Genomic DNA, 20,908 nt, shown 5'->3' with positions numbered 1-20,908 from the left:
CTTTCCTAACAACCTCTCCAAAGGAGAAGGAATTTATATTTTTATTATAATTTAGTACCCAAAATCTGCTTTAATCTCATCTGCCTTTTCTAGCATTAAATCTTTTGTGATGCCTCCTATTTCTTCTAAAATATAAGCAGACCTATAAGTTTTCATTGCTTTTTTAGGTTCTCCAGTTTGTTCATAAAACTGAGCTAAATAATAATGTCCTAAAAGCGTATCAGGATATTCTTTTCTGGCAATTTTACCTAATTCTTCAAAATAGTCCCACTGCTCTTTCTTTTTAATAGCAGCTTCAATAGCTCTAAAATCGTTTACAAGAATTTTCTTATCAATTCCAAAAAGGTCTTTTATTGTGGTGTATTTTTCCTGAAGGTATTCTACTGGAGAAGAGTCTAGTTTTAAGATACTTTCGGTATATTCTTTTTTACTAATAGGTTGAAACACAAAAAAGATACTTTCTAAAGCTTTAGGAATTGCATGAGCTGGTAAAGCATAATGAGAAGGTCCTTCAAAAGTATCAAAATTATATAATAGGTTTTTATTGTCTAAGCCTGTTAAACTTTTATTTAAAGCTTCGGTTCCTTCTTTTATTGAACCAACGTCGTTGGTTGATGTTGCTAAATAATAAAAAATCTTGTTCTCTAATTTTCCAAATCTTTCCGCTAAATACTCATTCATATTTGGTGCTAAATCTGGACTAATAGTAATGTAAGCTTGAAATAACGGAACGTCTTTCAGTAAATAATAATTAATGAAATTAGCGGTTTCTCCATGACCTACTGCTACTCTAAAGTTTTCAGTTTTGTACGATTTGTTCAAATACGGAATAAGTTCCATGCCTACAAATTCAAAAAATGCTGCACCTGTTTCAATTGGAAGCGAATTTTGTTCAGAATACATACAATCGTCAAACCTTTTATCGGCTTGCTTGATACCTACAACAATAGCTTCAGGAATATCTTCCCAATAGGAATAATAATCTACATTTCCAGCTACTGCCTCAAACAAATAATCACCATCCATAACAATGATTAACGGATATTTTTTATCGTCATCATCACTATAACCTCTTGGTAATAATATTTTTAACTGTCTATCTTCTCCTAGTTTTTCAGAAAAAATAGATTCGTAATTAGCTTGTGAATAAATTGTGTTTGCTGAAAAACACAACAGCATTAGCAGGATAAGTTTTTTCATGGTTAGCCTATTAAAAATTGTTACTGCAAGGTAAACAATTATTTTATTCTATTATAGATTGGTAAGTACAGAAACGATATACTTCCTAAAACAATAACCATTATGGTTTGTGAAGCCCACATAATCCACCCAAATGCATAGCTTGGGTCTTTTTCAATTCCAAAAAGTGTAAATGCAGCCATAACAGCAGCAGGATACACAAAAATCCCTCCATTGGTTGCTGCAATGGTAAAACTTGCTGAAATAAAACCAACCAACACCACACCAATTGTAACTTTATCTAAATCTGGTAAAGCAAAAGTAGTAACGTAAAACATTAAAACATACATTCCCCAAATGAACAATGTATGAGCAATAAATGCCCATTTATGTTTCATTTTAAAAATGCTTAACACACCTTCCATTAATCCTGTGAAGAAGGTCTTTACTTTTACAGCAAATTTAGAACTGCTTTTTTTGATATAGATGAATACTAAAAATAGAACTACAATTCCTGTAAGGCCTAATAGTAATAATTTTTTAGGCTGAAATGATTGCTCAAGAAGGTTTAAAATAAAATCGTATTCTATAATTAAAGTCACTAAGATAATACCAAGCATAACTACCAAATCTGCCATACGCTCAGCCACAATAGTTCCAAAGCTTTTTTCAAATGGTACTTTTTCATAATTAGTAAGTACTGCTGCTCGCAATACTTCGCCTGATCTTGGAATACCATAATTAGCCAAATAAGCGATAAATACTGCCATAATTCCATTAGGTAATTTGGTAGTATATCCTAAAGGCTCTAGCAAATACTTCCACCTGTATGCTCTTGATAAATGACTTAAGATACCTAAAAACACACCAAAAGCAATCCACCAATAATTAGCAGATTTTACAAAAGGAATGATTGTATCTACAGGTAGTTTAGAAAAGGTGTACCAACCAAAAAATACAGCAAGAGCAATTGGAATTGCTATGCGAAGTAATTTTTTAGTTTTTGCTGTCAAAGTTTACTTTAATAAATTGGTTGCTTCGTCTGGAAACACTAGTGAAGGTTTAAAGCTTTTTGCTGTTTCAATATCCATGAATGCATAGGTAATTAAAATAAGCGTGTCTCCTACTGATACTTTTCTTGCTGCAGCACCATTAAGAGTAATTTCGCCACTTTTTCGAGGTCCAGGAATACAATAGGTTTCTAAGCGTTCACCATTGTTATTATTTACAATTTGAACTTTTTCACCTTGAATTATGTTTGCTGCATCCATTAAGTCTTCATCGATAGTTATACTACCAATGTAGTTAAGTTCAGCACCTGTACATTTTACTCTGTGAATTTTAGATTTTACGACTTGAATTTGCATGAGGCAAAGGTAATTAATTTAATGCGATATTATCTATTAGTCTTATATCATCTGCATATACAGCTATAAATGCTCTATATGTTTTGTCTTTTGACTTTCGTTTTACTGTTTTTAGTGTTTGGGTATCAGCAATTGTGAAATATTCTAGTTTTAATAACTCATGATTTTCAAACTGTTTTTCAACCCATTCCGTCACTGTATTAGCACTTTTTGTGCCAAACTTTTGTTTGGCAGCTAATAGCGTTTTATAAATAAAAGGAGAAGCGTTTCTGTATTCTGGTTTTAAACGTGTATTTCTAGAACTCATTGCCAACCCATCCTTTTCTCTATGTATAGGACAGCCTACAACATTTACAGGAATATCATGCTTTTCAACAAGCTTTTTGATAATCATTAATTGCTGAAAATCTTTTTCTCCAAAATAAGCATTGTCTGGTTGTACAATTTCAAAAAGACGTTTTACAATAGTACCAACTCCGTCAAAATGACCATGTCTAAATTTACCTTCCATAGCATGCTCTAGACCATCAAAAGTATAGTTAACTGACGTTACATTATCGCCATAAACATCTTCAACGGTTGGTGCATACACAACAATATCGTTAGATACTGTTTTAAGCAGCTCTACATCAGACTCTAAAGTTCTTGGGTATTTTTTTAAATCGTCCTTGTTATCAAACTGAGTTGGATTTACAAAAATAGAAATAGCAACCCTGTCATTATTTTCAAGTGCTTTTTTGATTAAAGACAAATGACCATCGTGTAAAGCTCCCATTGTAGGCACTAATCCTAAGGACAGTTTTTGAGCTTTCAATTCTTTAATGAATTGATTTAAATTTTGCTTTTTATGATAAATTTCCACGTGTTTACTAAAAAATAACAGCTTGCAAACTTAATATTTTACTAGCAATCTGCATAAATTTTTGTAATTTTGCATGTTTTTTATTTTTAATTTCCAAAACGAACTGATTTATGAAAGATAAGCGAATATTGTATGTGTCTTCTGAAGTTGTACCATATTTACCAGAAACTGAAATTTCCTCAATGTCTTTTGAGGCTCCAAAAATGGTAAACAAACAAGGAGGTCAAATACGAATATTTATGCCTAGGTATGGAAATATAAACGAAAGAAGACATCAACTACACGAAGTAATAAGACTTTCAGGAATAAACCTAGTTATCAACGACTTAGATATGCCTTTGATAATTAAAGTTGCTTCGATTCCTAAAGAACGTATTCAGGTTTATTTTATTGATAATGAAGAGTATTTTAAAAGAAAAGCAACCTTAACAGATGAAGATGGAAATCTTTTCCCTGATAATGACGAACGCGCTATTTTCTTTGCTAAAGGTGTTATCGAAACAGTTAAAAAATTAAATTGGTCACCAGATATTATTCATGTAAATGGATGGATGGCATCATTACTGCCTTTATATCTTAAGGAGTTTTATAAAAATGAACCATTATTTAATGAAAGTAAAATAATAACTTCGATATACAATCAAAGCTTTGATGGTACGTTAGATAAAAACATGATTGGTAAAGTTAAGTTCGACAATATTGACGAAGAGATTATAAAAGTACTTGACACACCTAATTATAACAACTTGATGAAAATTGCTATTGATCATTCAGATGCTTTGATTAAAGGGTCTCAAGAAATTCCTAATGAGCTTGAAGATTACTTAAAAGCATCTAAAAAACCTGTGTTAGATTATTTTTCACCAGAGGAGTTTGCTGAACCATATACTGAGTTTTATAATTCTCAGTTTTAGACTAATACAAATTCACTGAGCACTTTCTAAAGTTTTGTTAAACCAAAGGCATCAAAAAAGATAAGATGTTACATTTGACAATCAAAAAACAAAAATTTTAAATGAAAAAGATAAAGTTTGCCCTGAAATACATTGCTATTTTAACAGTGTTAATAAGCTCATTTATTGCATGTGATAAAGATTTTGCAAGTATTGATTCAGATATCATAAATGGAGATAATGCTACACATTTCAATTCAAGCCAAATCCAGTATGATGTTATAGCTTACAACAAAAAGCTGCCTCCTGTACAAACAAACAATCTTCCAGTAAATCTATTTGGGATATACAATGATCCAGTATATGGAAAAACAACAGCTAATTTCGTAACACAACTCAACATCAGCACACTAGATCCTGACTTTGGCGATAATATTGAATTAGATTCGGTAATATTATCAATCCCATATTTCAGTACAGCTATAGAATCTGATGGTGAAGGAGGCACAATCTATGAGTTAGATTCAATATTTGGTGATGGTTTTATGAAGTTTTCTATTCATGAAAGTAATTACTATTTAAGAGATTTTGATCCAAATTCAGAGTTTGATATTTCTCAACGCTACTATTCCAATTACTCAACGTCTTCCTCAGATTTTATTCCTGAGTCTTTACTTGAAGGTGACTTAATTTATTACACAAATTCAATGAATCATCCTCCTGATGGGCTATTTAAACCTAGTGCAAGTCAAATTGTCCTAAAAGAAGAAAACGAAGATGGTGAAATGGAAATTTCTGATAGACTAGCACCTGCATTACGTTTAAAACTTGACAATGCATTTTGGCAAGAAAAAATTCTTGATAAAGAAGGAGAACCAGAACTAACAAATCAAAATAATTTTAGCGACTACTTTAGAGGCTTATATTTTAAAGTTGAAGAGGTAAACCCTGGCAGTGGGACACTTTCTCTATTAAATCTAACTGCAAGTACCGCAAATGTAACCTTATATTACACCAAAGACCCTCTAACAGAAGGAGCTGACAGAATATCCTCTACCTTTACAATTAATTTTACTGGTAATCGTGTAAATTTACTTAACAATGACTACAATATTCCATTAGCAGATGGCAATCAAGTTAATGGTGACGAAAAACTTTACTTAAAAGGAGGTGAAGGCTCAATGGCTATAATTAATTTATTTAATGGAGACGAAAATGGAGACTCTCCTGAGCTAGAAGAATTCAAATCAAATAACTGGTTAATAAACGAAGCAAATCTAGTGTTTTATGTTGACCAAGATATGATGATTGGTGACAACGAAACTGAACCAGATAGAGTTTATTTATACGATTTAAAAAATCAAACTCCTTTGATAGATTATTACTACGACTTAACTAACACAACATACCCTCTTTTATCTAAAGCTAATCACCTAGGTGCTTTACAAAGAGAAGATACTGGTTCTGATGATTTAGGAAAAGGAATAAAATATAAAATTAGAATCACTGAACACATCAACAACATTTTACTTAACGACTCTACCAATGTAAAGCTTGGGTTAACCGTTAGCAGCAATGTTGATTTTGAAAACAACACAGTACAATATAGCTTTCAAACTGATGATGAGGATTTTAATAGGATTCCTGGTAGTTCTATTATATGTCCTGAAGGAACTGTTTTATTTGGAAACAACACAACAAACGAAGAAAAAAAGGTATATTTAGAAATCTTTTATACCGAACCAAATAACTAAAATATTATGTGCGGAATAGTTGGCTATATTGGACATCGAGAAGCTTACCCAATAATTCTAAAAGGTTTAAAACGATTAGAATATAGAGGCTACGACAGTGCAGGTATTGCACTTTATGATGGCTCTGATATAAAACTTTCCAAAACAAAAGGAAAAGTTGCCGATTTAGAAGCACGTTTAGAAAAAGAAATAACTACAAATGGAACTCTAGGAATTGGTCATACTAGATGGGCAACTCATGGTGTTCCAAACGATATAAACTCTCATCCTCACTATTCAAATTCAGGCAACCTTGTTATTATTCATAATGGAATAATCGAAAACTATGAGTCTTTAAAAAAAGAACTTATAAAAAGAGGGTACACTTTTAAATCAGATACAGACACAGAAGTTCTTGTCAATTTGATTGAAGATGTGATGAAAAAGGAAAACACAAAACTAGGTAAAGCTGTTCAAATTGCCTTAAATCAAGTTGTAGGAGCTTATGCCATTGCTGTGTTTGACAAAAACAAACCTAACGAAATTGTCGTTGCTAGATTAGGAAGTCCATTAGCCATTGGTATTGGTGACGATGAATTTTTCATTGCTAGTGATGCATCTCCTTTTTTAGAATACACTAAAAACGCCATTTATCTTGAAGACGAAGAAATGGCAATAGTAAGAAGAGACAAGGAAGTTAAAATCAGGAAAATTAAAGACGACTCTCCTGTTGCTCCTTACATGCAAGAGTTACAACTCAACCTTGAACAAATTGAAAAAGGTGGTTATGACCATTTCATGCTTAAGGAAATATATGAACAACCTAGAGCAATTTTAGATACTTTTAGAGGTCGATTAAGAACCAACGAAGCCATAATAAAAATGTCTGGTGTTGAGGATAACATGAAAAAGTTCCTTAATGCTGACAGGATTATTGTTGTGGCTTGTGGCACCTCTTGGCATGCAGGTTTAGTATCAGAGTACATCTTTGAGGACTTAGCAAGAATACCTGTTGAAGTTGAATATGCCTCAGAATTTAGATATAGAAACCCAGTTATAACAGAAAAGGACTTAGTGATAGCCATTTCGCAATCAGGTGAAACCGCTGACACATTGGCCGCAATAAAACTCGCTAAATCTAAAGGTGCTTTTGTTTTTGGTGTTTGTAATGTAGTAGGCTCTTCTATAGCAAGAGAAACTGACGCTGGAGCTTACACTCATGCTGGACCAGAAATTGGTGTTGCTTCTACAAAAGCGTTCACTACACAAATTACTGTCTTAACGCTTATTGCTTTGAGATTAGCTAGAGCAAAAGGAACTATTTCAAGTTCAGACTATAGACATCACTTAATCGAATTAGAACTTATTCCTGGTAAAGTGGAAAAAGTTCTAAAATCTGATGACTATGTAAAAACTATAGCCAACATTTATAAAGATGTAAAAAACTTCCTGTATTTAGGGAGAGGTTACAACTTCCCTGTTGCACTTGAAGGCGCTCTAAAGCTTAAAGAAATTTCATACATCCATGCCGAAGGTTATCCTGCAGCAGAAATGAAACATGGACCAATAGCATTAATAGATGAAAACATGCCTATTGTAGTCATTGCTACAAAAAAAGGACACTATGATAAAGTTGTAAGTAATATTCAAGAAATAAAATCTAGAAAAGGAAAAATAATTGGAATAGTTACTGAAGGTGACCAGCAAGTAAAAGAGTTAGCTGACCACGTTATTGAAGTTCCTGAAACTCTAGAGTCGTTATCTCCATTAGTTACTACAATTCCGCTTCAATTATTATCATATCATATTGCAGTAATGCTAAATAAAAATGTAGACCAACCAAGAAACTTAGCAAAGTCAGTAACTGTGGAGTAAATTTGCTCTTATTTTACTAAATATCAAATGTTAAATTCTCAGTTTAAGTGTTCAAAATTGCTAAAAACACAATTTTAACCCTTAAATATTTTCAAAATTTTACTATGCGTGCATACTTTTTTAAAAAAACGCATTAAAATTTCGTATATTTATTTATATTGCCATTAATAAATTAACTAATTCTCTATACATGAAAACAATTCTTAAGATTTTTATGCTGTTTTGTTGTGCTGTTTCCTTTGCACAAACTACCGTGAAAGGGACTGTGACTGACAATAACGGTCAACCTTTACCTGGAGCGAATATAATAGTAGTAGGTACAACAACAGGTACAATTTCAGATTTTGATGGTAAATTTACCCTAACCTACAATCAAGAGCCACCATTTTCTATACAAATAAGTAGTGTTGGCTTTGAAACAGTAACAAAAGAAATAACCACAAACCCTCAAACAGTAGAAGTTATTTTAGTTGAAGGAACCTCATTAGATGAAGTTGTTATTTCAGCTTCAAGAACTCCTGAACGAATTTTCGAATCTCCTGTTACAGTTGAGCGTTTTGGATTAAAAGAAATCAAGAATACTGCTTCAGCAGATTTTTATGATGGTCTTGAAAACTTAAAAGGTGTTGACGTAAACACCAACAGTTTAACCTTTAAATCTGTTAATACTCGTGGTTTTGCAACCTTTGCAAACACAAGATTTATGCAGTTAGTAGATGGTATGGACAACTCCACACCTGCACTTAACTTCCCAATAGGTAACCTTATGGGTATGAATGAAACAGACATTCAAAGTGTTGAGCTTTTACCAGGAGCTGCTTCTGCATTATATGGAGCAAATGCTTTTAATGGTATACTATTTATGAGAAGTAAAAGCCCTTTTGACCATCAAGGTATAAGTGGATATTACAAGCAAGGTATGACTTCTCAAGATGCTGCTGGAGACAACACTTATAGAGATGCAGGAATAAGAATGGCTTATAAGTTTAGCGACAAGTTTGCTGCTAAAGTAAATTTTGGTTGGTTAAAAGGAACCGATTGGGCTGCTAATAACTACAATGGTAAACCAGGAACTGGAGACACAAGAGATGCTCTAGGTTACGATGGATACAATGTTTATGGTGATGAGGTTGCAACTAACATCAGAGCTGCTTCTGGAGGATTAGGAATAATTCCTGATGTTGTAGTTAGTAGAACTGGTTATAATGAAGAAGACCTAACTGATTATAATGCTGAAAGTGTAAAGGCTGATTGGGGATTATACTATCGTCCATGGGCTAATGACTTCGAAATTCAATATGTTGGTAAAGTAGGTACTGGGTCAACAATTTACCAAGGAACTAACAGGTATTACATTAATGGGTTTACTCAGGAACAACATAAAATTGAAGTTAAAAACGATAATTTCTTTTTAAGAGGATATATTGTATCTGACAAAGCAGGTGATTCTTATGACATGGTATTTACAGGAATTAATATCAATAGAAGTTGGAAAAGTGATGAAGATTGGTTTGGGCAATACATACAAACATATGCTGCTGCAACTTTAGGTGGTGCAAATGATACTCAAGCACACGCTGCTGCTAGAGCTGCTGCTGAAACTGGAAGATTAGTACCTGGAACTCCAGAATTCCAAGCTGCATTTAATAATGTAATTACTAACCCTGATTTTGCTAGTGGATCAAAATTCCAAGATGCTTCTAAATACTATCATGTAGATGGTAATTATAACTTTAGCCACCTTTGGGATGAAATAGAAATTCAAGTTGGTGGTTCTTACAGACAATACAGCTTAAATTCATTCGGTACAATCTATACTGATTATGATGGAAATATTGACTATAACGAATATGGATTATACACTCAGTTACAAAAACAACTAGACCTTAATGAGAATTTAAAACTTAAGCTTACAGGATCTATTAGATATGACAAATCTGAATTCTTTGATGGTTTCTTATCTCCAAGACTTTCAGCTGGTTTCACTATCAATGAAAACCACAACATTAGAGGGTCATTCCAAACAGGTTTTAGAAACCCAACTACTCAAGATTTATTTATTGGATTAGATGCTGGTAGAGCAATATTGGTTGGTTCTGCTCCTGATAACTTAGATCGTTATACAAGAACATATGGCGTTAGTGCATCTGGTCAATTATTAGGTGTACCATCTACAGTTCAACAATCAGGTAGAGCAGCTTATGAAAACTCATATCTTGCAACATCTGTTCAAGCATTTGCGCAATCAGAAAACCCAGCAGACTTAGTGATTGCTAATTCTGATTTAGTAACGCCAGAAAAAGTAACTTCATTTGAAGTAGGGTATCGTGGAAAACTAAACAAAACGATTGTTGACTTAAGTGTTTATTACAATAAGTACCAAGATTTCATTTCAGGTGAAAATGTAATTGCTCCGTTATATGGTGAAGTTGGTGACAACTCTCTTTCACTAGCTGCTGTAGCAAATGGAGATTATAAAGTATATCAAACTTATACAAACTCTCCTGCAGATGTGAATGCATTTGGTGGTTCTATTGGAGTTTCTACTAAAGTATTTGGTGACTTTGATTTAAGCGGTAACTATACTTATGCTAAGCAAGATTTTGATGAAGACGCATTCCCTGATTTTAGAACAAACTTTAATACTCCTGAGCATAAAGTAAAAGCTAGTTTTGGTAATACCGATTTATTTAAAAACTTTGGTTTTAACTTAGCTTGGAGATGGAGTGACAACTATTACTGGCAAGCTACTTTTGGTGACGGAGAGATTCCTTCATACCATACTTTAGATGCTCAAATCAACCTTAGAGTACCTTCTTTTAAATCTACATTTAAAGCAGGAGCAACTAATATTCTAGGAGATGAATACTTTACAGCAATTGGTACTGGTAATATAGGTTCAATGTACTATGTATCTTGGACAATTAACAACTTATAATAACATGAAAAAGAATATTATGAAAGTAAAATATATATGGTTACTTGCTGTATTATTAGGATTTACAGCTTGTGAAAATGACGACGATTCATCAAATGGTGGTGGAATGGAGTTACCAGCTTTAACTGCTGGAGAAGCAGATTTTTCTAACTATGTATCAGTAGGAAATTCTTTAACCGCTGGATTTTCTGACAACGCATTGTTTATTGCATCTCAAGAAAACTCGCTTCCTAATATTTTAGCAACTCAATTTGCTTTTGCTGGAGGTGGAAGTTTTACTCAACCATTAATGAATGATAATATTGGAGGTCTTATATTAGGTGGAACTCCTGTTTTTCATCCTTTAACTGGAGAGCAACTATTTAAGCCTAGATTAGTAACTACTGGTGGAGCTCCGCAAGATCTAGAAGATGTTATTGGTCCTGTGACTTCAACAACTGATTTCTTACTAAACAACCCAACTGGTCCTTTTAATAATATGGGAGTTCCTGGTGCAGCTAGTTTTCACTTAATAGCTCCAGGATACGGTAACATTGCTAATTTCCCAGCTGCTGCTAACCCATATTTCATAAGAATGACAGGTGCTACTCCTGATGCAAGTGTATTAGAACTTGCAATGGCGCAATCACCAACTTTCTTTACATTATGGGCTGGTAACAATGATGTTTTAGGATATGCTACTTCTGGTGGTGATGGTTCAAGTACAATAACTGACCAAGCCACTTTTGATTTTGCTATAAACACCCTAGTAACTACATTAACTTCTGGTGGTGCAAAAGGTGTAATGGCTAACATTCCTGATGTGACTTCAATACCACATTTTACTACAGTACCTCACAACCCATTAGACCCAACAAATGAAGATTTTGGTCCTCAAATACCATTATTAAACTCAATTTTCGGTGCTATAAACCAAATTTATGTTGCTTTAGGTCAACCTGAAAGAGCTATAGTTTTTTCTGAAACTGAAGCAAGCGCTGTAGTTATTAAAGACGAAAGCTTAGATGATATTTCAGCTCAAATTACAGGAGCACTAATGGCAAGTCCAACATTCCCTGCTTTTATAGCACAATTTGGTTTAGATGGTAGTAACCCTATTGTTGTACAGTTAGTAGCTAACCTTTTAGGGCAAACTTATGGGCAAACAAGACAAGCTACTGAAAACGACTTATTTGTTTTACCAAGTAGTTCAGTGATTGGTGAAGTAAATATGGATTATGCTGGCTTTTTAGCAGGTCAAGGTTTACCAGCCGAATTAGCGGGTCAATTTGCAATTGAAGGGATTACTTTACCTTTAGAAGATAAATGGGTATTAATACCAACAGAGCAAGCTGAAATCGCTTCTGCAACAGCAAGCTTTAATGCAACGCTTGAAACTGCTGCTACATCTGCTGGTTTAGCATTTGTTGATGCTAACTCATTGATGATGCAATTAGCAAGTAGCGGATATTCTGATGGTGACTTTACACTAACTTCTGATTTAGTTACAGGTGGAGCGTTCTCATTAGATGGTGTACATCCAACATCTAGAGGTTATGCTTTACTTGCAAATGAATTTATGAAAGCAATTGATGCTACTTACGGTTCAAACTTTGAAGCTTCAGGTAATTTGGTAAACATTGGAAATTACCCAACAAATTACTCTCCTACACTTCAATAAACTATCTTAAAAAATCTTATACAAAACACCTTCAAGTTGAAGGTGTTTTTTTATGCTTAAAAAGCCTGAAAAAATGATAGAGTTTTTAAATTAAAACTCATATATTTGCAGCGCGAAAACAATAGGTGTTTTCATTCAATTAAATTGCATAATATTAAACACATAAGTAATGTCAAAAGTTACAGGTAAAGTTGCACAAATAGTAGGTCCAGTTATCGATGTTGAATTCGGAGCTGGTGCTGAACTTCCAAAAATTTATGATTCGTTAGAAATTAAAAGACCTGATGGTTCTGTTCTAGTACTAGAGGTACAATCTCACATTGGTGAAGATACTGTACGTACTATTGCAATGGACTCTTCTGATGGTTTAAGTAGAGGAACAGAAGTTACTGCTACTGGTGCTCCTATTCAAATGCCAATTGGTGAAGATGTTTACGGACGTCTATTTAATGTAATTGGAGATGCTATTGATGGTATTGGAAATTTACCTAAAGCTGGTGACGCAGGTTTACCAATTCACAGACAAGCGCCAAAATTTGAAGATTTATCAACTTCTACTGAAGTACTTTTTACAGGTATTAAAGTAATCGATCTTATTGAGCCTTATGCTAAAGGTGGTAAAATTGGATTGTTTGGTGGTGCTGGTGTAGGTAAAACCGTATTAATTCAGGAGTTAATTAACAATATTGCAAAAGGACATGGTGGTCTTTCAGTATTTGCAGGTGTTGGAGAAAGAACTCGTGAAGGAAACGATTTACTTCGTGAGATGTTAGAGTCTGGTATTATTAAATATGGTGATGACTTTATGCACTCTATGGAAGATGGCGGATGGGATTTATCTAAAGTAGATAAAACTGCAATGAAAGGTTCTAAAGCTACTTTCGTATTCGGACAAATGAATGAGCCTCCTGGAGCTCGTGCTCGTGTAGCACTTTCAGGATTAACTATAGCAGAATATTTCCGTGATGGAGCTGGTGACGGTCAAGGAAAAGACGTACTTTTCTTCGTAGATAACATCTTCCGTTTTACACAAGCTGGTTCAGAGGTATCTGCACTTTTAGGTCGTATGCCATCTGCGGTAGGTTACCAACCTACATTAGCAACAGAAATGGGTGCAATGCAAGAGCGTATTACATCAACTAAAAAAGGTTCTATTACATCTGTACAAGCGGTTTACGTACCTGCGGATGATTTAACAGATCCTGCTCCTGCAACAACGTTTGCTCACTTAGATGCAACAACGGTATTATCTCGTAAAATTGCTGAGCTTGGTATTTATCCTGCGGTAGACCCATTAGATTCTACATCAAGAATTTTAACTGCTGATATTTTAGGAAATGAGCACTATGACTGTGCACAACGTGTAAAAGAGTTATTACAACGTTATAAAGAATTACAAGACATTATCGCAATTCTTGGTATGGAAGAATTATCTGAAGAAGACAAACTTGCTGTATCTCGTGCGCGTCGTGTACAACGTTTCTTATCACAACCTTTCCACGTAGCTGAGCAGTTTACTGGTATTCCTGGTGTATTAGTTGATATTAAAGAAACTATTAAAGGATTTAACATGATTATGGATGGTGAATTAGATCACTTACCAGAAGCAGCGTTTAACCTTAAAGGAACTATCGAAGAAGCGATTGAAGCTGGTGAGAAAATGTTAGCTGAAGCTTAAAATTAGTTGGCAGTAATCAGTCTCTATTGACTGCAAACTGCAACTGCAAACTAAAAAACTATGTATTTAGAAATTGTATCACCAGAAGCAACAATTTTTTCATCAGAAGTAGATTCTGTTGTTGTTCCTGGAGTTAATGGTGAGTTTGAAATGTTAAAAGACCACGCTCCTATCGTGTCGCTTTTAAAAGAAGGAACTATTAGAATCCACACTCACACACAAAGTCATTTAGTATTTGATGAGCTACATGCAAGTGTTGTTCCTCATAATGATAATGACAAAATACTAACTGTGAAAATTAATTCAGGAACTATTGAAATGAAAGACAATAAAGTAATTGTATTAGCTGACTAATTACATTTCTTTATTCTTAATATTAAAAAGCCAAACAGTTTTGTTTGGCTTTTTTTATGTAGCTTTAATTAAAATAACCATGACTCATAATTTAACTTAAGCCAATACATTTACTAATATGTATAAAAGTGAATTTATAATTAAAGAACCTAATGTACCCTGGTTTTACCGTATTGTATTTTCACTAATTTTTACATCGTTTTTTGGTCTTATGTACTTTATTTTTAGTAGAAGCATTATTCAAAGCTTAACATCTTCTGATATTATTAAAATGATTATTTTCTCTATTTTAATTTTCATAACGCTTATTTATTGCTTTACTCCAATTGTAGCGCAACATTCAATACATTTTAACTTCAGTGAGCATAAAATAAAACATTCCTACACTATAGGTATATTTAATCATAATGAAAAATGGCAAAATCTTGAAGACTTAAATTACATTTCAATGTTTAGCTCCCGAGGTAGTTACCAAGTAAACTTATGGTATGGAAACAATGAATTTTTAAACCTTTTTTTACTTGATGATTATGATTCAGTTATTGAAAAGGCCTTTATTTTTTCTGATAAATTAAACATTGATTTGTTAGACGCTCGTGAAAGAGGCAACCATAGGTGGGTAAATAAAGATGTATATAGAGAAACAAAACAGGTTAAATATCTGTAATAATCTAACTGTTTTAATCTTTAGTATATTCCAAAATATCTGAAGGTTGGCAATCCAAAGCTTTACATATTGCTTCTAAAGTTGAAAACCGAATCGCTTTTGCTTTTCCTGTTTTTAATATAGAGAGGTTTGCTGTAGTAATACCTATAATTTCTGCCAGCTCGTTACTCTTCATATTTCTTTTTTCTAGCATAACATCTAGATTGACTACTATTGGCATGATTATATAGTTAATTCGTTTTCTGTTTGTAATTCAACAGCGCGTTTATATAAAAAGGCAATTATAAATATAACTCCAGCCATAAAAAGAAATCCTGAAGCATTCCAGTTAAATGCAAAAAACACTTTTTGAGAAAGCCATATAGTATATCCATAAGCTAGTGCTGCAATTAAGCCTATACAAAATGAAACATAACTAATTTTAGTAATTGTTTTTGCAACTTTTAAATTAAACGGATTGTTGACATCTAAATGTCTAAACACTTTAATCAATAGATAGAATAAATAGGCTTTCAGTATTGCGGTTAGAATATATAACACAATTATGCTCGAGTAATGAAACACACTAAAATTGTACACATTTAATAAATCTAACCCAAGGTAAAGGTTTTTTGACGCAAATTCATTCACAAAAATGCTAACAATAAATGAGATTATTAATGCACCTGCCTTAATACTTAATCCTATAAAAATAATCCACGATATCACATGCATTATTTTAAAAACTTGTAATGACTTCATTCATAAATTATCGTTTAACAATAACAAATGTATAAAAAATTATCGAAAAACAATAATTTTAACTAAAATCTAAAAAGCTATATTTATAATCAATATAAAAACAAATATGTCATCAACCTTTAAAACCATTGCAAAATTTCAGTACTCTACAGAAGCGCAAATTATAAAAGGACGTTTAGAATCTGAAGGTATTGAAGTCTTTTTAAGTGATCATTTAACTATAGATACTGATCCTTTGGTTAGCAATGCTATTGGTGGTGTTAAGCTAAAAGTACTCGCTAAAGATGCTTTAAAAGCACAACATATTTTAAAAACCATTAATAAATATTCTATAGATGACGATGGTAACGCTATACAATGCCCTAACTGCAATAGTAGTAAAGTAATGTTGTTTTCAACTATTAAAGATTTTAAATCATTTTTCTCTTTCCTTATTGGGTTTTTATTCAGTACTCTCCCATTTTATGCAAAAGACAAATACAGATGTGAGGAATGCAATACTGAATTTAATATAAAATAACTACTAATCTTTAATTGCCGTGTAAGACTCTTTTAAAATAGTAACGACTGTTGTTATTTCATCTTCATTTAAATGTCCATAGCCAAACCTAATAGCGCAAATAGTTTTGCTTTGATACAGTATTGTTTTTGGCAACAATAAATCTCGCGCTTTAGTTTTTTCAGCAAGTTTAGCAAGCGATATACTAGGTTTAAAATGTAACCAAATGGCTAAGCCACCAGAAGGCACTTTCCAATACAAGTCATCGCTAAAATGATGTTGTAAACAAGAAATTAAATAATCGCGTCTTGCTTTATAAATGGTAATATTCTTTTTAATTAAACGATGTATCTCACCTTCATTAATAAGTTCTGCAAGCATTTGCTTTTGAATTAAATCACCTTGCTTATCCAAAATTTGCAAGTAATTGTTCGCTTCTTTAATAATAGTTTGAGGAGCTACTATAAAACCAGCTTGAAAACTTGGGAAAAACGACTGACCCAATCGTCCTAAATAGATAACAACACCTTCAGCATCTGCACTAGCCATTGGTAACATTGCAGACCCATCAAATTGAAAATCGTAGTCAAAATCGTCTTCAATGATAGCAAAACCATAAACCTTTGCTAACTGTAATAGCTTTAAACGTCTTTCGGCAGAAAGTGTTACTGTAGTTGGATACTGCCTATGCGCACAAATATAAACGCAACGTATGCTTCCTTTGGTAAAATGTCTTTCAATAAAATCTACATCAATACCATTAGCATCAACAGGAATTGTCTTTAGCGTTGCTCCTGCCTGTTGAAAAATCATATTAGACTTGTAGTGACTTAAATCGCCTACAAGCACAATGTCATTTTTTTGAATAAGAAGTCGAGATACAATGTACAAACTCATTTCAGTACTTCTTGTACTTAAAATGTTATGCGGTTTTATATGAAACCCACGTGTAGCATTGAGGTAATTACACAATTGTATATTGAATGTTGAATGCGATTGTTCATGGGTTTGATTCCATTTAGAAATTAAAGCAGTTCGTTTCATAGAAGCACTATACCATCTTGAAAACTGATGCGTAGGATGCAACCTTAAATCTGGTTGACCATCGTTAATCACATAATTACATTGTGTTGTTTCTTCTGTAGAAGCCAAATTGAAAGACGGTTGAAATGGAAAACCTGTAGTTTCAGGATATGCTGTTAAGTGTTCAATACTTTGTGTTGCTGCTTTAATAGCAGCCGTTTTTTGCTCTGGCATCAGTACAAACGTTCCTTTATTGGGTACAATATCAACCCAACCTTGCGATGCTAACTCATCATAAACAGCAACAGCTGTATTTCTATTAATAGATAATATCTCACTAAATTTTCTTGTTCCTGGAAGTGCTATTCCTTCATGTAAATAGCCTCTTTGTATAGCATTTACCATTTGCTGTGCAATTTGAATATAAACCGAAGTGCTTGACGCTTTATCAAATGCAATTAAAGATTTAAGATTGTCTTCAACCGGACTACTCATTGTTTTAAAACTGGACTACTTTAATGATCCGGAAAGTTACGACTTTTGCAGCGTTAAAAACACGAAAATCATTTATATTATGAGAGCAATCTCTTTATTTACTGTACTTTTTATTTTTTCATTATCAATAAAAGCTCAAGAACTAGAGGAACAAAATCTAGACTCGGTTGTAATAACTTCAACACGAATCGATGTTCCGTTTAAAGAAAACTCAAGAACCATTACTGTTATATCAAGTAAGGATATAAAAAATAGTGCAGCAACTAATGTTGCTGATTTACTTCAGCAATTTGCAGGAGTCGATATTAGGCGTCGTGGTACTGGAGGCAGTCAAGCCGATTTATATATAAGAGGTGGTGGTTTTGATCAAACCTTATTACTAATTGATGGTATAAAAATGGACGATGCCCAAACAGGTCATCATACTATGAATGCCGCACTTCCGCTAGAAGTTATTGAGCGTATTGAAATTGTTAAAGGTCCTGCTGCTAGAATATTTGGCCAAAACGCCTTTAATGGTGCCATCAATATTGTTACCAAAAACAAGTTAGACACATCAGTGTCTGTTAATGCAGAAGCAGGTTCTTTCGGTCAACTTAACGGTTCAATAACTGCTGCTAGTTCGCTTGAAAATTCTCAACACCTAGTACATGCAGGGAAAATGACTTCGGATGGATATCGTACAAATACCGATTATGATAACACCAATTTCTTTTTGAAAAGCATTTTCAATACCAAACATAAACCTATTGAAATGCTTGCTACCTTTATGGATAGAAAGTTTGGTGCTCAAAATTTTTATACCACAAACCCAACATTTTTTGAGTACGAAGAAACCCAAAATAGCCTTTTAGCATTTACAACAAAATTTGCATCAAACAAATTAAAGATACAACCAAGGGTTTACTGGAAAAGAAACCAAGACCTCTTTTTACTACGTAAAGAAGAACCTAGTTTTTACAGAAACCTTCATATTACAAACAAAATAGGAGCTGAAGCCAATGCATCTTATACTTCAAAAGCAGGTGTAACAGGATTTGGTATCGATTTATCCCAAGTTTACATTAGTAGTAATAATCTTGGACAACGTAACCGCTTTATGGCTACAGCTTTTGTTGAACATCAATTTAAATTTGCTAATGATAAACTAGATGTTACTCCTGGTGTTGCACTAACTTACTTTTCCGATTTTAAGTTTCATGCATTTCCAGGTTTAGATATTGGTTATGACATTTCAGACCGTTTAAAAGCTTACGGAAATATTGGATATACCTATCGTATTCCTACTTACACTGACTTGTATTATAGCGACCCTGTTACCCAAGGAAATTCTAACTTAGAACCCGAAGAAGCTTTTGCACAAGAAGTAGGTCTTAAATATACTTCAGCAAAACTTACAGCTAGCATTGCAGCGTTTAACAGAGACGCAAAAAATTTAATTGATTATGTAAGAACAGACGTGTCTGAAGACACTTTCACAGCTACCAATATTACCGAAGTTAATACCAAAGGACTAGAGTTTGATGCTGCCTATAACTTCAACATTAATAACTATAAACAAACATTAGGCTTTGGCTATTCATACTTAGATGATAACATTTTAGATCAAAACGAAGATTTATCACGTTACTCATTAAACACATTAAAACACCAATACATTACTAGGTTTAGCTCTCAGTTATTTAAAAATGTAAGACAAAACATAGTTTATAAATATGCCGAACGTACTACAGGACAAACTTACAATGTTTGGGATGCATCAGTTATTGTAAAAGTAAAATCTGCTGAGTTTAGTGTAACTGCAAACAACATTTTTGATGTAGATTACATTGAGTCAGGATTTGTTCCAATGCCTCCAAGCAATGTATTATTTGGGTTGCGTTATAACTTTAGATAAAAACAAGTAAACGCATTAAATGTAATTCCTGTCTATTTCAGACAGGAATTTTTTTTTAAATTTATTTCAAAAATGTAACAAAATTAAATTGTAAACTACTGATATATTGAAAGTAGTTTTTACACCTTCCTTTTTTAGAGCTCAAAAAATATGGTTTAAAAACCGCCAAGACTAACCATCTTAAATTTATACTATTGACATTCCTAAATTTTGGATAATTCACTATCCAAAAAAGATTTCAAAAAACATCCAAGACTATATAAGTCTATAAGGTGGCTAAACTTTGTCGAAAACTTTCAAAAATAAGATAGAATAATCTTACAATGATTGTATATTTATTAACGCATTTAAAATCTTTAAAATATGACAGAGTGGTTTTCAAATTTAGAATTTTTGCCTAAAGTATACTGGGTAGTTGCCATTATAGGTTCTGTTGTATTTTTGGCAGTAATGTTTATGGCTTTTTTAGGAGGTGATGCTGATGACTTAGGCGATATTGACACTGATATCGATAGCGACATAGGTGCAGGTTTTCAGTTTATCACATTCAAAAATTTGGTTGGGTTCTTTACTATTTTTGGCTGGAGTGGAATTGCTTGTTTAAATGCAGGATATTCTAAACCTACAACCATAATTATTTCTATAATTAGCGGTTTACTAATGATGCTAATCATGGCTGCAATGTTTCATTTTATAAGTAAGCTTAGCGATAGCGGAACTCTTAACTATAAAAATGCTATAGATGCAGTTGGTGAAGTTTACCTTACTATTGGTGCAGATCGCTCTAGTATGGGTAAAGTAAGCGTTAATGTACAAGGAACTGTGCGTGAATTAGACGCTTTAACCGACTCATTAACCGAATTAAAATCTGGAACAATAATTAAAGTTGTAGACGTTACCTCTAACGGTATTCTTATTGTTGACCAAACCAGAAAACCAATTGAACCCTCAGTTGCTGAGCATCAAAAACTCAATAACGGTAACAACAACTTAATTGAGTAACACACTATTAATCTATCATAAAATCATAACACAATCTATTAAATC

At 33.1% G+C, this 20,908-nt stretch carries 18 protein-coding genes; 11 read left to right on the top strand and 7 right to left on the bottom strand.

What is annotated here, in order from left to right; translation table 11 throughout:
• Window positions 1-51 precede the first annotated feature (51 nt).
• Genes ABD011_RS02850 through panC form a run of 4 tightly spaced genes read right to left on the bottom strand, consistent with a single transcriptional unit; the run spans window position 52 to window position 3,408 of the window.
• Window positions 52-1,200, bottom strand: a complete 1,149-nt coding sequence (locus tag ABD011_RS02850; protein ID WP_129759593.1) for an alpha/beta hydrolase — start codon at window positions 1,198-1,200, stop codon at window positions 52-54.
• A gap of 38 nt (window positions 1,201-1,238) precedes the next feature.
• On the bottom strand, window positions 1,239-2,192 hold the full coding sequence (locus tag ABD011_RS02845) for a lysylphosphatidylglycerol synthase transmembrane domain-containing protein (protein ID WP_343795617.1): 954 nt from the start codon (window positions 2,190-2,192) through the stop codon (window positions 1,239-1,241).
• A 3-nt stretch (window positions 2,193-2,195) separates the two neighbouring features.
• Window positions 2,196-2,546, bottom strand: coding sequence for an aspartate 1-decarboxylase (panD, locus tag ABD011_RS02840; RefSeq protein WP_129759595.1), 351 nt, complete (start codon window positions 2,544-2,546; stop codon window positions 2,196-2,198).
• Between the two features lie 13 nt (window positions 2,547-2,559).
• Window positions 2,560-3,408: a pantoate--beta-alanine ligase gene (gene panC, locus ABD011_RS02835; RefSeq protein ID WP_343795614.1), complete on the bottom strand. Its 849-nt coding sequence runs from the start codon at window positions 3,406-3,408 to the stop codon at window positions 2,560-2,562.
• 110 nt (window positions 3,409-3,518) lie between these two features.
• On the opposite strand from panC, the gene ABD011_RS02830 reads away from it, so the two are divergent.
• The 8 genes from ABD011_RS02830 (at window position 3,519) to ABD011_RS02795 (ending at window position 15,206) form a co-directional block, all read left to right on the top strand.
• The gene (locus ABD011_RS02830; protein ID WP_343795612.1) at window positions 3,519-4,322 is read left to right on the top strand and encodes a glycogen/starch synthase; all 804 of its coding nucleotides are present in this window, start codon (window positions 3,519-3,521) and stop codon (window positions 4,320-4,322) included.
• 101 nt (window positions 4,323-4,423) lie between these two features.
• Window positions 4,424-6,055, top strand: coding sequence for a BamH family beta-barrel-assembly machinery protein (gene bamH / locus ABD011_RS02825; protein WP_343795610.1), 1,632 nt, complete (start codon window positions 4,424-4,426; stop codon window positions 6,053-6,055).
• 6 nt (window positions 6,056-6,061) lie between these two features.
• Window positions 6,062-7,909: a glutamine--fructose-6-phosphate transaminase (isomerizing) gene (gene glmS / locus ABD011_RS02820; RefSeq protein ID WP_131506239.1), complete on the top strand. Its 1,848-nt coding sequence runs from the start codon at window positions 6,062-6,064 to the stop codon at window positions 7,907-7,909.
• Between the two features lie 190 nt (window positions 7,910-8,099).
• On the top strand, window positions 8,100-10,847 hold the full coding sequence (locus ABD011_RS02815) for a TonB-dependent receptor (RefSeq protein WP_131506240.1): 2,748 nt from the start codon (window positions 8,100-8,102) through the stop codon (window positions 10,845-10,847).
• A gap of 4 nt (window positions 10,848-10,851) precedes the next feature.
• A complete protein-coding gene (locus tag ABD011_RS02810; RefSeq protein WP_343795607.1) occupies window positions 10,852-12,507 on the top strand; it encodes a G-D-S-L family lipolytic protein in 1,656 nt (551 codons plus the stop codon).
• Window positions 12,508-12,676: 169 nt separating this feature from the next.
• On the top strand, window positions 12,677-14,185 hold the full coding sequence (atpD, locus tag ABD011_RS02805; RefSeq protein WP_134198453.1) for a F0F1 ATP synthase subunit beta: 1,509 nt from the start codon (window positions 12,677-12,679) through the stop codon (window positions 14,183-14,185).
• A gap of 60 nt (window positions 14,186-14,245) precedes the next feature.
• Window positions 14,246-14,539, top strand: a complete 294-nt coding sequence (locus tag ABD011_RS02800; RefSeq protein WP_129759603.1) for a F0F1 ATP synthase subunit delta/epsilon — start codon at window positions 14,246-14,248, stop codon at window positions 14,537-14,539.
• Window positions 14,540-14,750: 211 nt separating this feature from the next.
• Window positions 14,751-15,206, top strand: coding sequence for a hypothetical protein (locus ABD011_RS02795; RefSeq protein WP_343795605.1), 456 nt, complete (start codon window positions 14,751-14,753; stop codon window positions 15,204-15,206).
• A gap of 13 nt (window positions 15,207-15,219) precedes the next feature.
• On the opposite strand, the gene ABD011_RS02790 is transcribed toward ABD011_RS02795, so the two are convergent.
• Window positions 15,220-15,426 carry a helix-turn-helix domain-containing protein gene (locus tag ABD011_RS02790; RefSeq protein ID WP_131506243.1) on the bottom strand — a complete coding sequence of 69 codons (207 nt, stop codon included), beginning with the start codon at window positions 15,424-15,426 and terminating at the stop codon, window positions 15,220-15,222.
• Between the two features lie 2 nt (window positions 15,427-15,428).
• On the bottom strand, window positions 15,429-15,947 hold the full coding sequence (locus ABD011_RS02785; protein ID WP_343795602.1) for a DUF2975 domain-containing protein: 519 nt from the start codon (window positions 15,945-15,947) through the stop codon (window positions 15,429-15,431).
• A 106-nt stretch (window positions 15,948-16,053) separates the two neighbouring features.
• Between ABD011_RS02785 and ABD011_RS02780 the strand changes: the two genes are divergently transcribed.
• Window positions 16,054-16,467: a putative signal transducing protein gene (locus ABD011_RS02780; protein ID WP_343795600.1), complete on the top strand. Its 414-nt coding sequence runs from the start codon at window positions 16,054-16,056 to the stop codon at window positions 16,465-16,467.
• 3 nt (window positions 16,468-16,470) lie between these two features.
• Here ABD011_RS02780 and ABD011_RS02775 read toward each other — a convergent pair whose 3' ends face one another.
• Window positions 16,471-17,964, bottom strand: a complete 1,494-nt coding sequence (locus ABD011_RS02775) for an aminotransferase-like domain-containing protein (protein ID WP_343795598.1) — start codon at window positions 17,962-17,964, stop codon at window positions 16,471-16,473.
• Window positions 17,965-18,043: 79 nt separating this feature from the next.
• Between ABD011_RS02775 and ABD011_RS02770 the strand changes: the two genes are divergently transcribed.
• Both ABD011_RS02770 and ABD011_RS02765 read left to right on the top strand, forming a co-directional pair.
• Window positions 18,044-19,861, top strand: a complete 1,818-nt coding sequence (locus ABD011_RS02770; RefSeq protein WP_343795596.1) for a TonB-dependent receptor plug domain-containing protein — start codon at window positions 18,044-18,046, stop codon at window positions 19,859-19,861.
• A gap of 363 nt (window positions 19,862-20,224) precedes the next feature.
• Window positions 20,225-20,863 carry a hypothetical protein gene (locus tag ABD011_RS02765; protein ID WP_343795594.1) on the top strand — a complete coding sequence of 213 codons (639 nt, stop codon included), beginning with the start codon at window positions 20,225-20,227 and terminating at the stop codon, window positions 20,861-20,863.
• Window positions 20,864-20,908 lie beyond the last annotated feature (45 nt).

It is taken from the genome of Gaetbulibacter jejuensis (assembly GCF_039524015.1).
GTDB lineage: Bacteria > Bacteroidota > Bacteroidia > Flavobacteriales > Flavobacteriaceae > Gaetbulibacter_B > Gaetbulibacter_B jejuensis.
This window is presented reverse-complemented; position numbering and strand designations above follow the sequence as displayed.

What these genes read in the sequence shown, in the direction of transcription:
- ABD011_RS02850 (WP_129759593.1), bottom strand. Translation starts at nt 1,200, where the DNA reads ATGAAAAAACTTATCCTGCTAATGCTGTTGTGTTTTTCAGCAAACACA.
- panD (WP_129759595.1), bottom strand. Translation starts at nt 2,546, where the DNA reads ATGCAAATTCAAGTCGTAAAATCTAAAATTCACAGAGTAAAATGTACA.
- ABD011_RS02830 (WP_343795612.1), top strand. Translation starts at nt 3,519, where the DNA reads ATGAAAGATAAGCGAATATTGTATGTGTCTTCTGAAGTTGTACCATAT.
- bamH (WP_343795610.1), top strand. Translation starts at nt 4,424, where the DNA reads ATGAAAAAGATAAAGTTTGCCCTGAAATACATTGCTATTTTAACAGTG.
- glmS (WP_131506239.1), top strand. Translation starts at nt 6,062, where the DNA reads ATGTGCGGAATAGTTGGCTATATTGGACATCGAGAAGCTTACCCAATA.
- ABD011_RS02815 (WP_131506240.1), top strand. Translation starts at nt 8,100, where the DNA reads ATGAAAACAATTCTTAAGATTTTTATGCTGTTTTGTTGTGCTGTTTCC.
- ABD011_RS02810 (WP_343795607.1), top strand. Translation starts at nt 10,852, where the DNA reads ATGAAAAAGAATATTATGAAAGTAAAATATATATGGTTACTTGCTGTA.
- atpD (WP_134198453.1), top strand. Translation starts at nt 12,677, where the DNA reads ATGTCAAAAGTTACAGGTAAAGTTGCACAAATAGTAGGTCCAGTTATC.
- ABD011_RS02800 (WP_129759603.1), top strand. Translation starts at nt 14,246, where the DNA reads ATGTATTTAGAAATTGTATCACCAGAAGCAACAATTTTTTCATCAGAA.
- ABD011_RS02795 (WP_343795605.1), top strand. Translation starts at nt 14,751, where the DNA reads ATGTACTTTATTTTTAGTAGAAGCATTATTCAAAGCTTAACATCTTCT.
- ABD011_RS02790 (WP_131506243.1), bottom strand. Translation starts at nt 15,426, where the DNA reads ATGCCAATAGTAGTCAATCTAGATGTTATGCTAGAAAAAAGAAATATG.
- ABD011_RS02785 (WP_343795602.1), bottom strand. Translation starts at nt 15,947, where the DNA reads ATGAAGTCATTACAAGTTTTTAAAATAATGCATGTGATATCGTGGATT.
- ABD011_RS02780 (WP_343795600.1), top strand. Translation starts at nt 16,054, where the DNA reads ATGTCATCAACCTTTAAAACCATTGCAAAATTTCAGTACTCTACAGAA.
- ABD011_RS02775 (WP_343795598.1), bottom strand. Translation starts at nt 17,964, where the DNA reads ATGAGTAGTCCGGTTGAAGACAATCTTAAATCTTTAATTGCATTTGAT.
- ABD011_RS02770 (WP_343795596.1), top strand. Translation starts at nt 18,044, where the DNA reads ATGAGAGCAATCTCTTTATTTACTGTACTTTTTATTTTTTCATTATCA.
- ABD011_RS02765 (WP_343795594.1), top strand. Translation starts at nt 20,225, where the DNA reads ATGACAGAGTGGTTTTCAAATTTAGAATTTTTGCCTAAAGTATACTGG.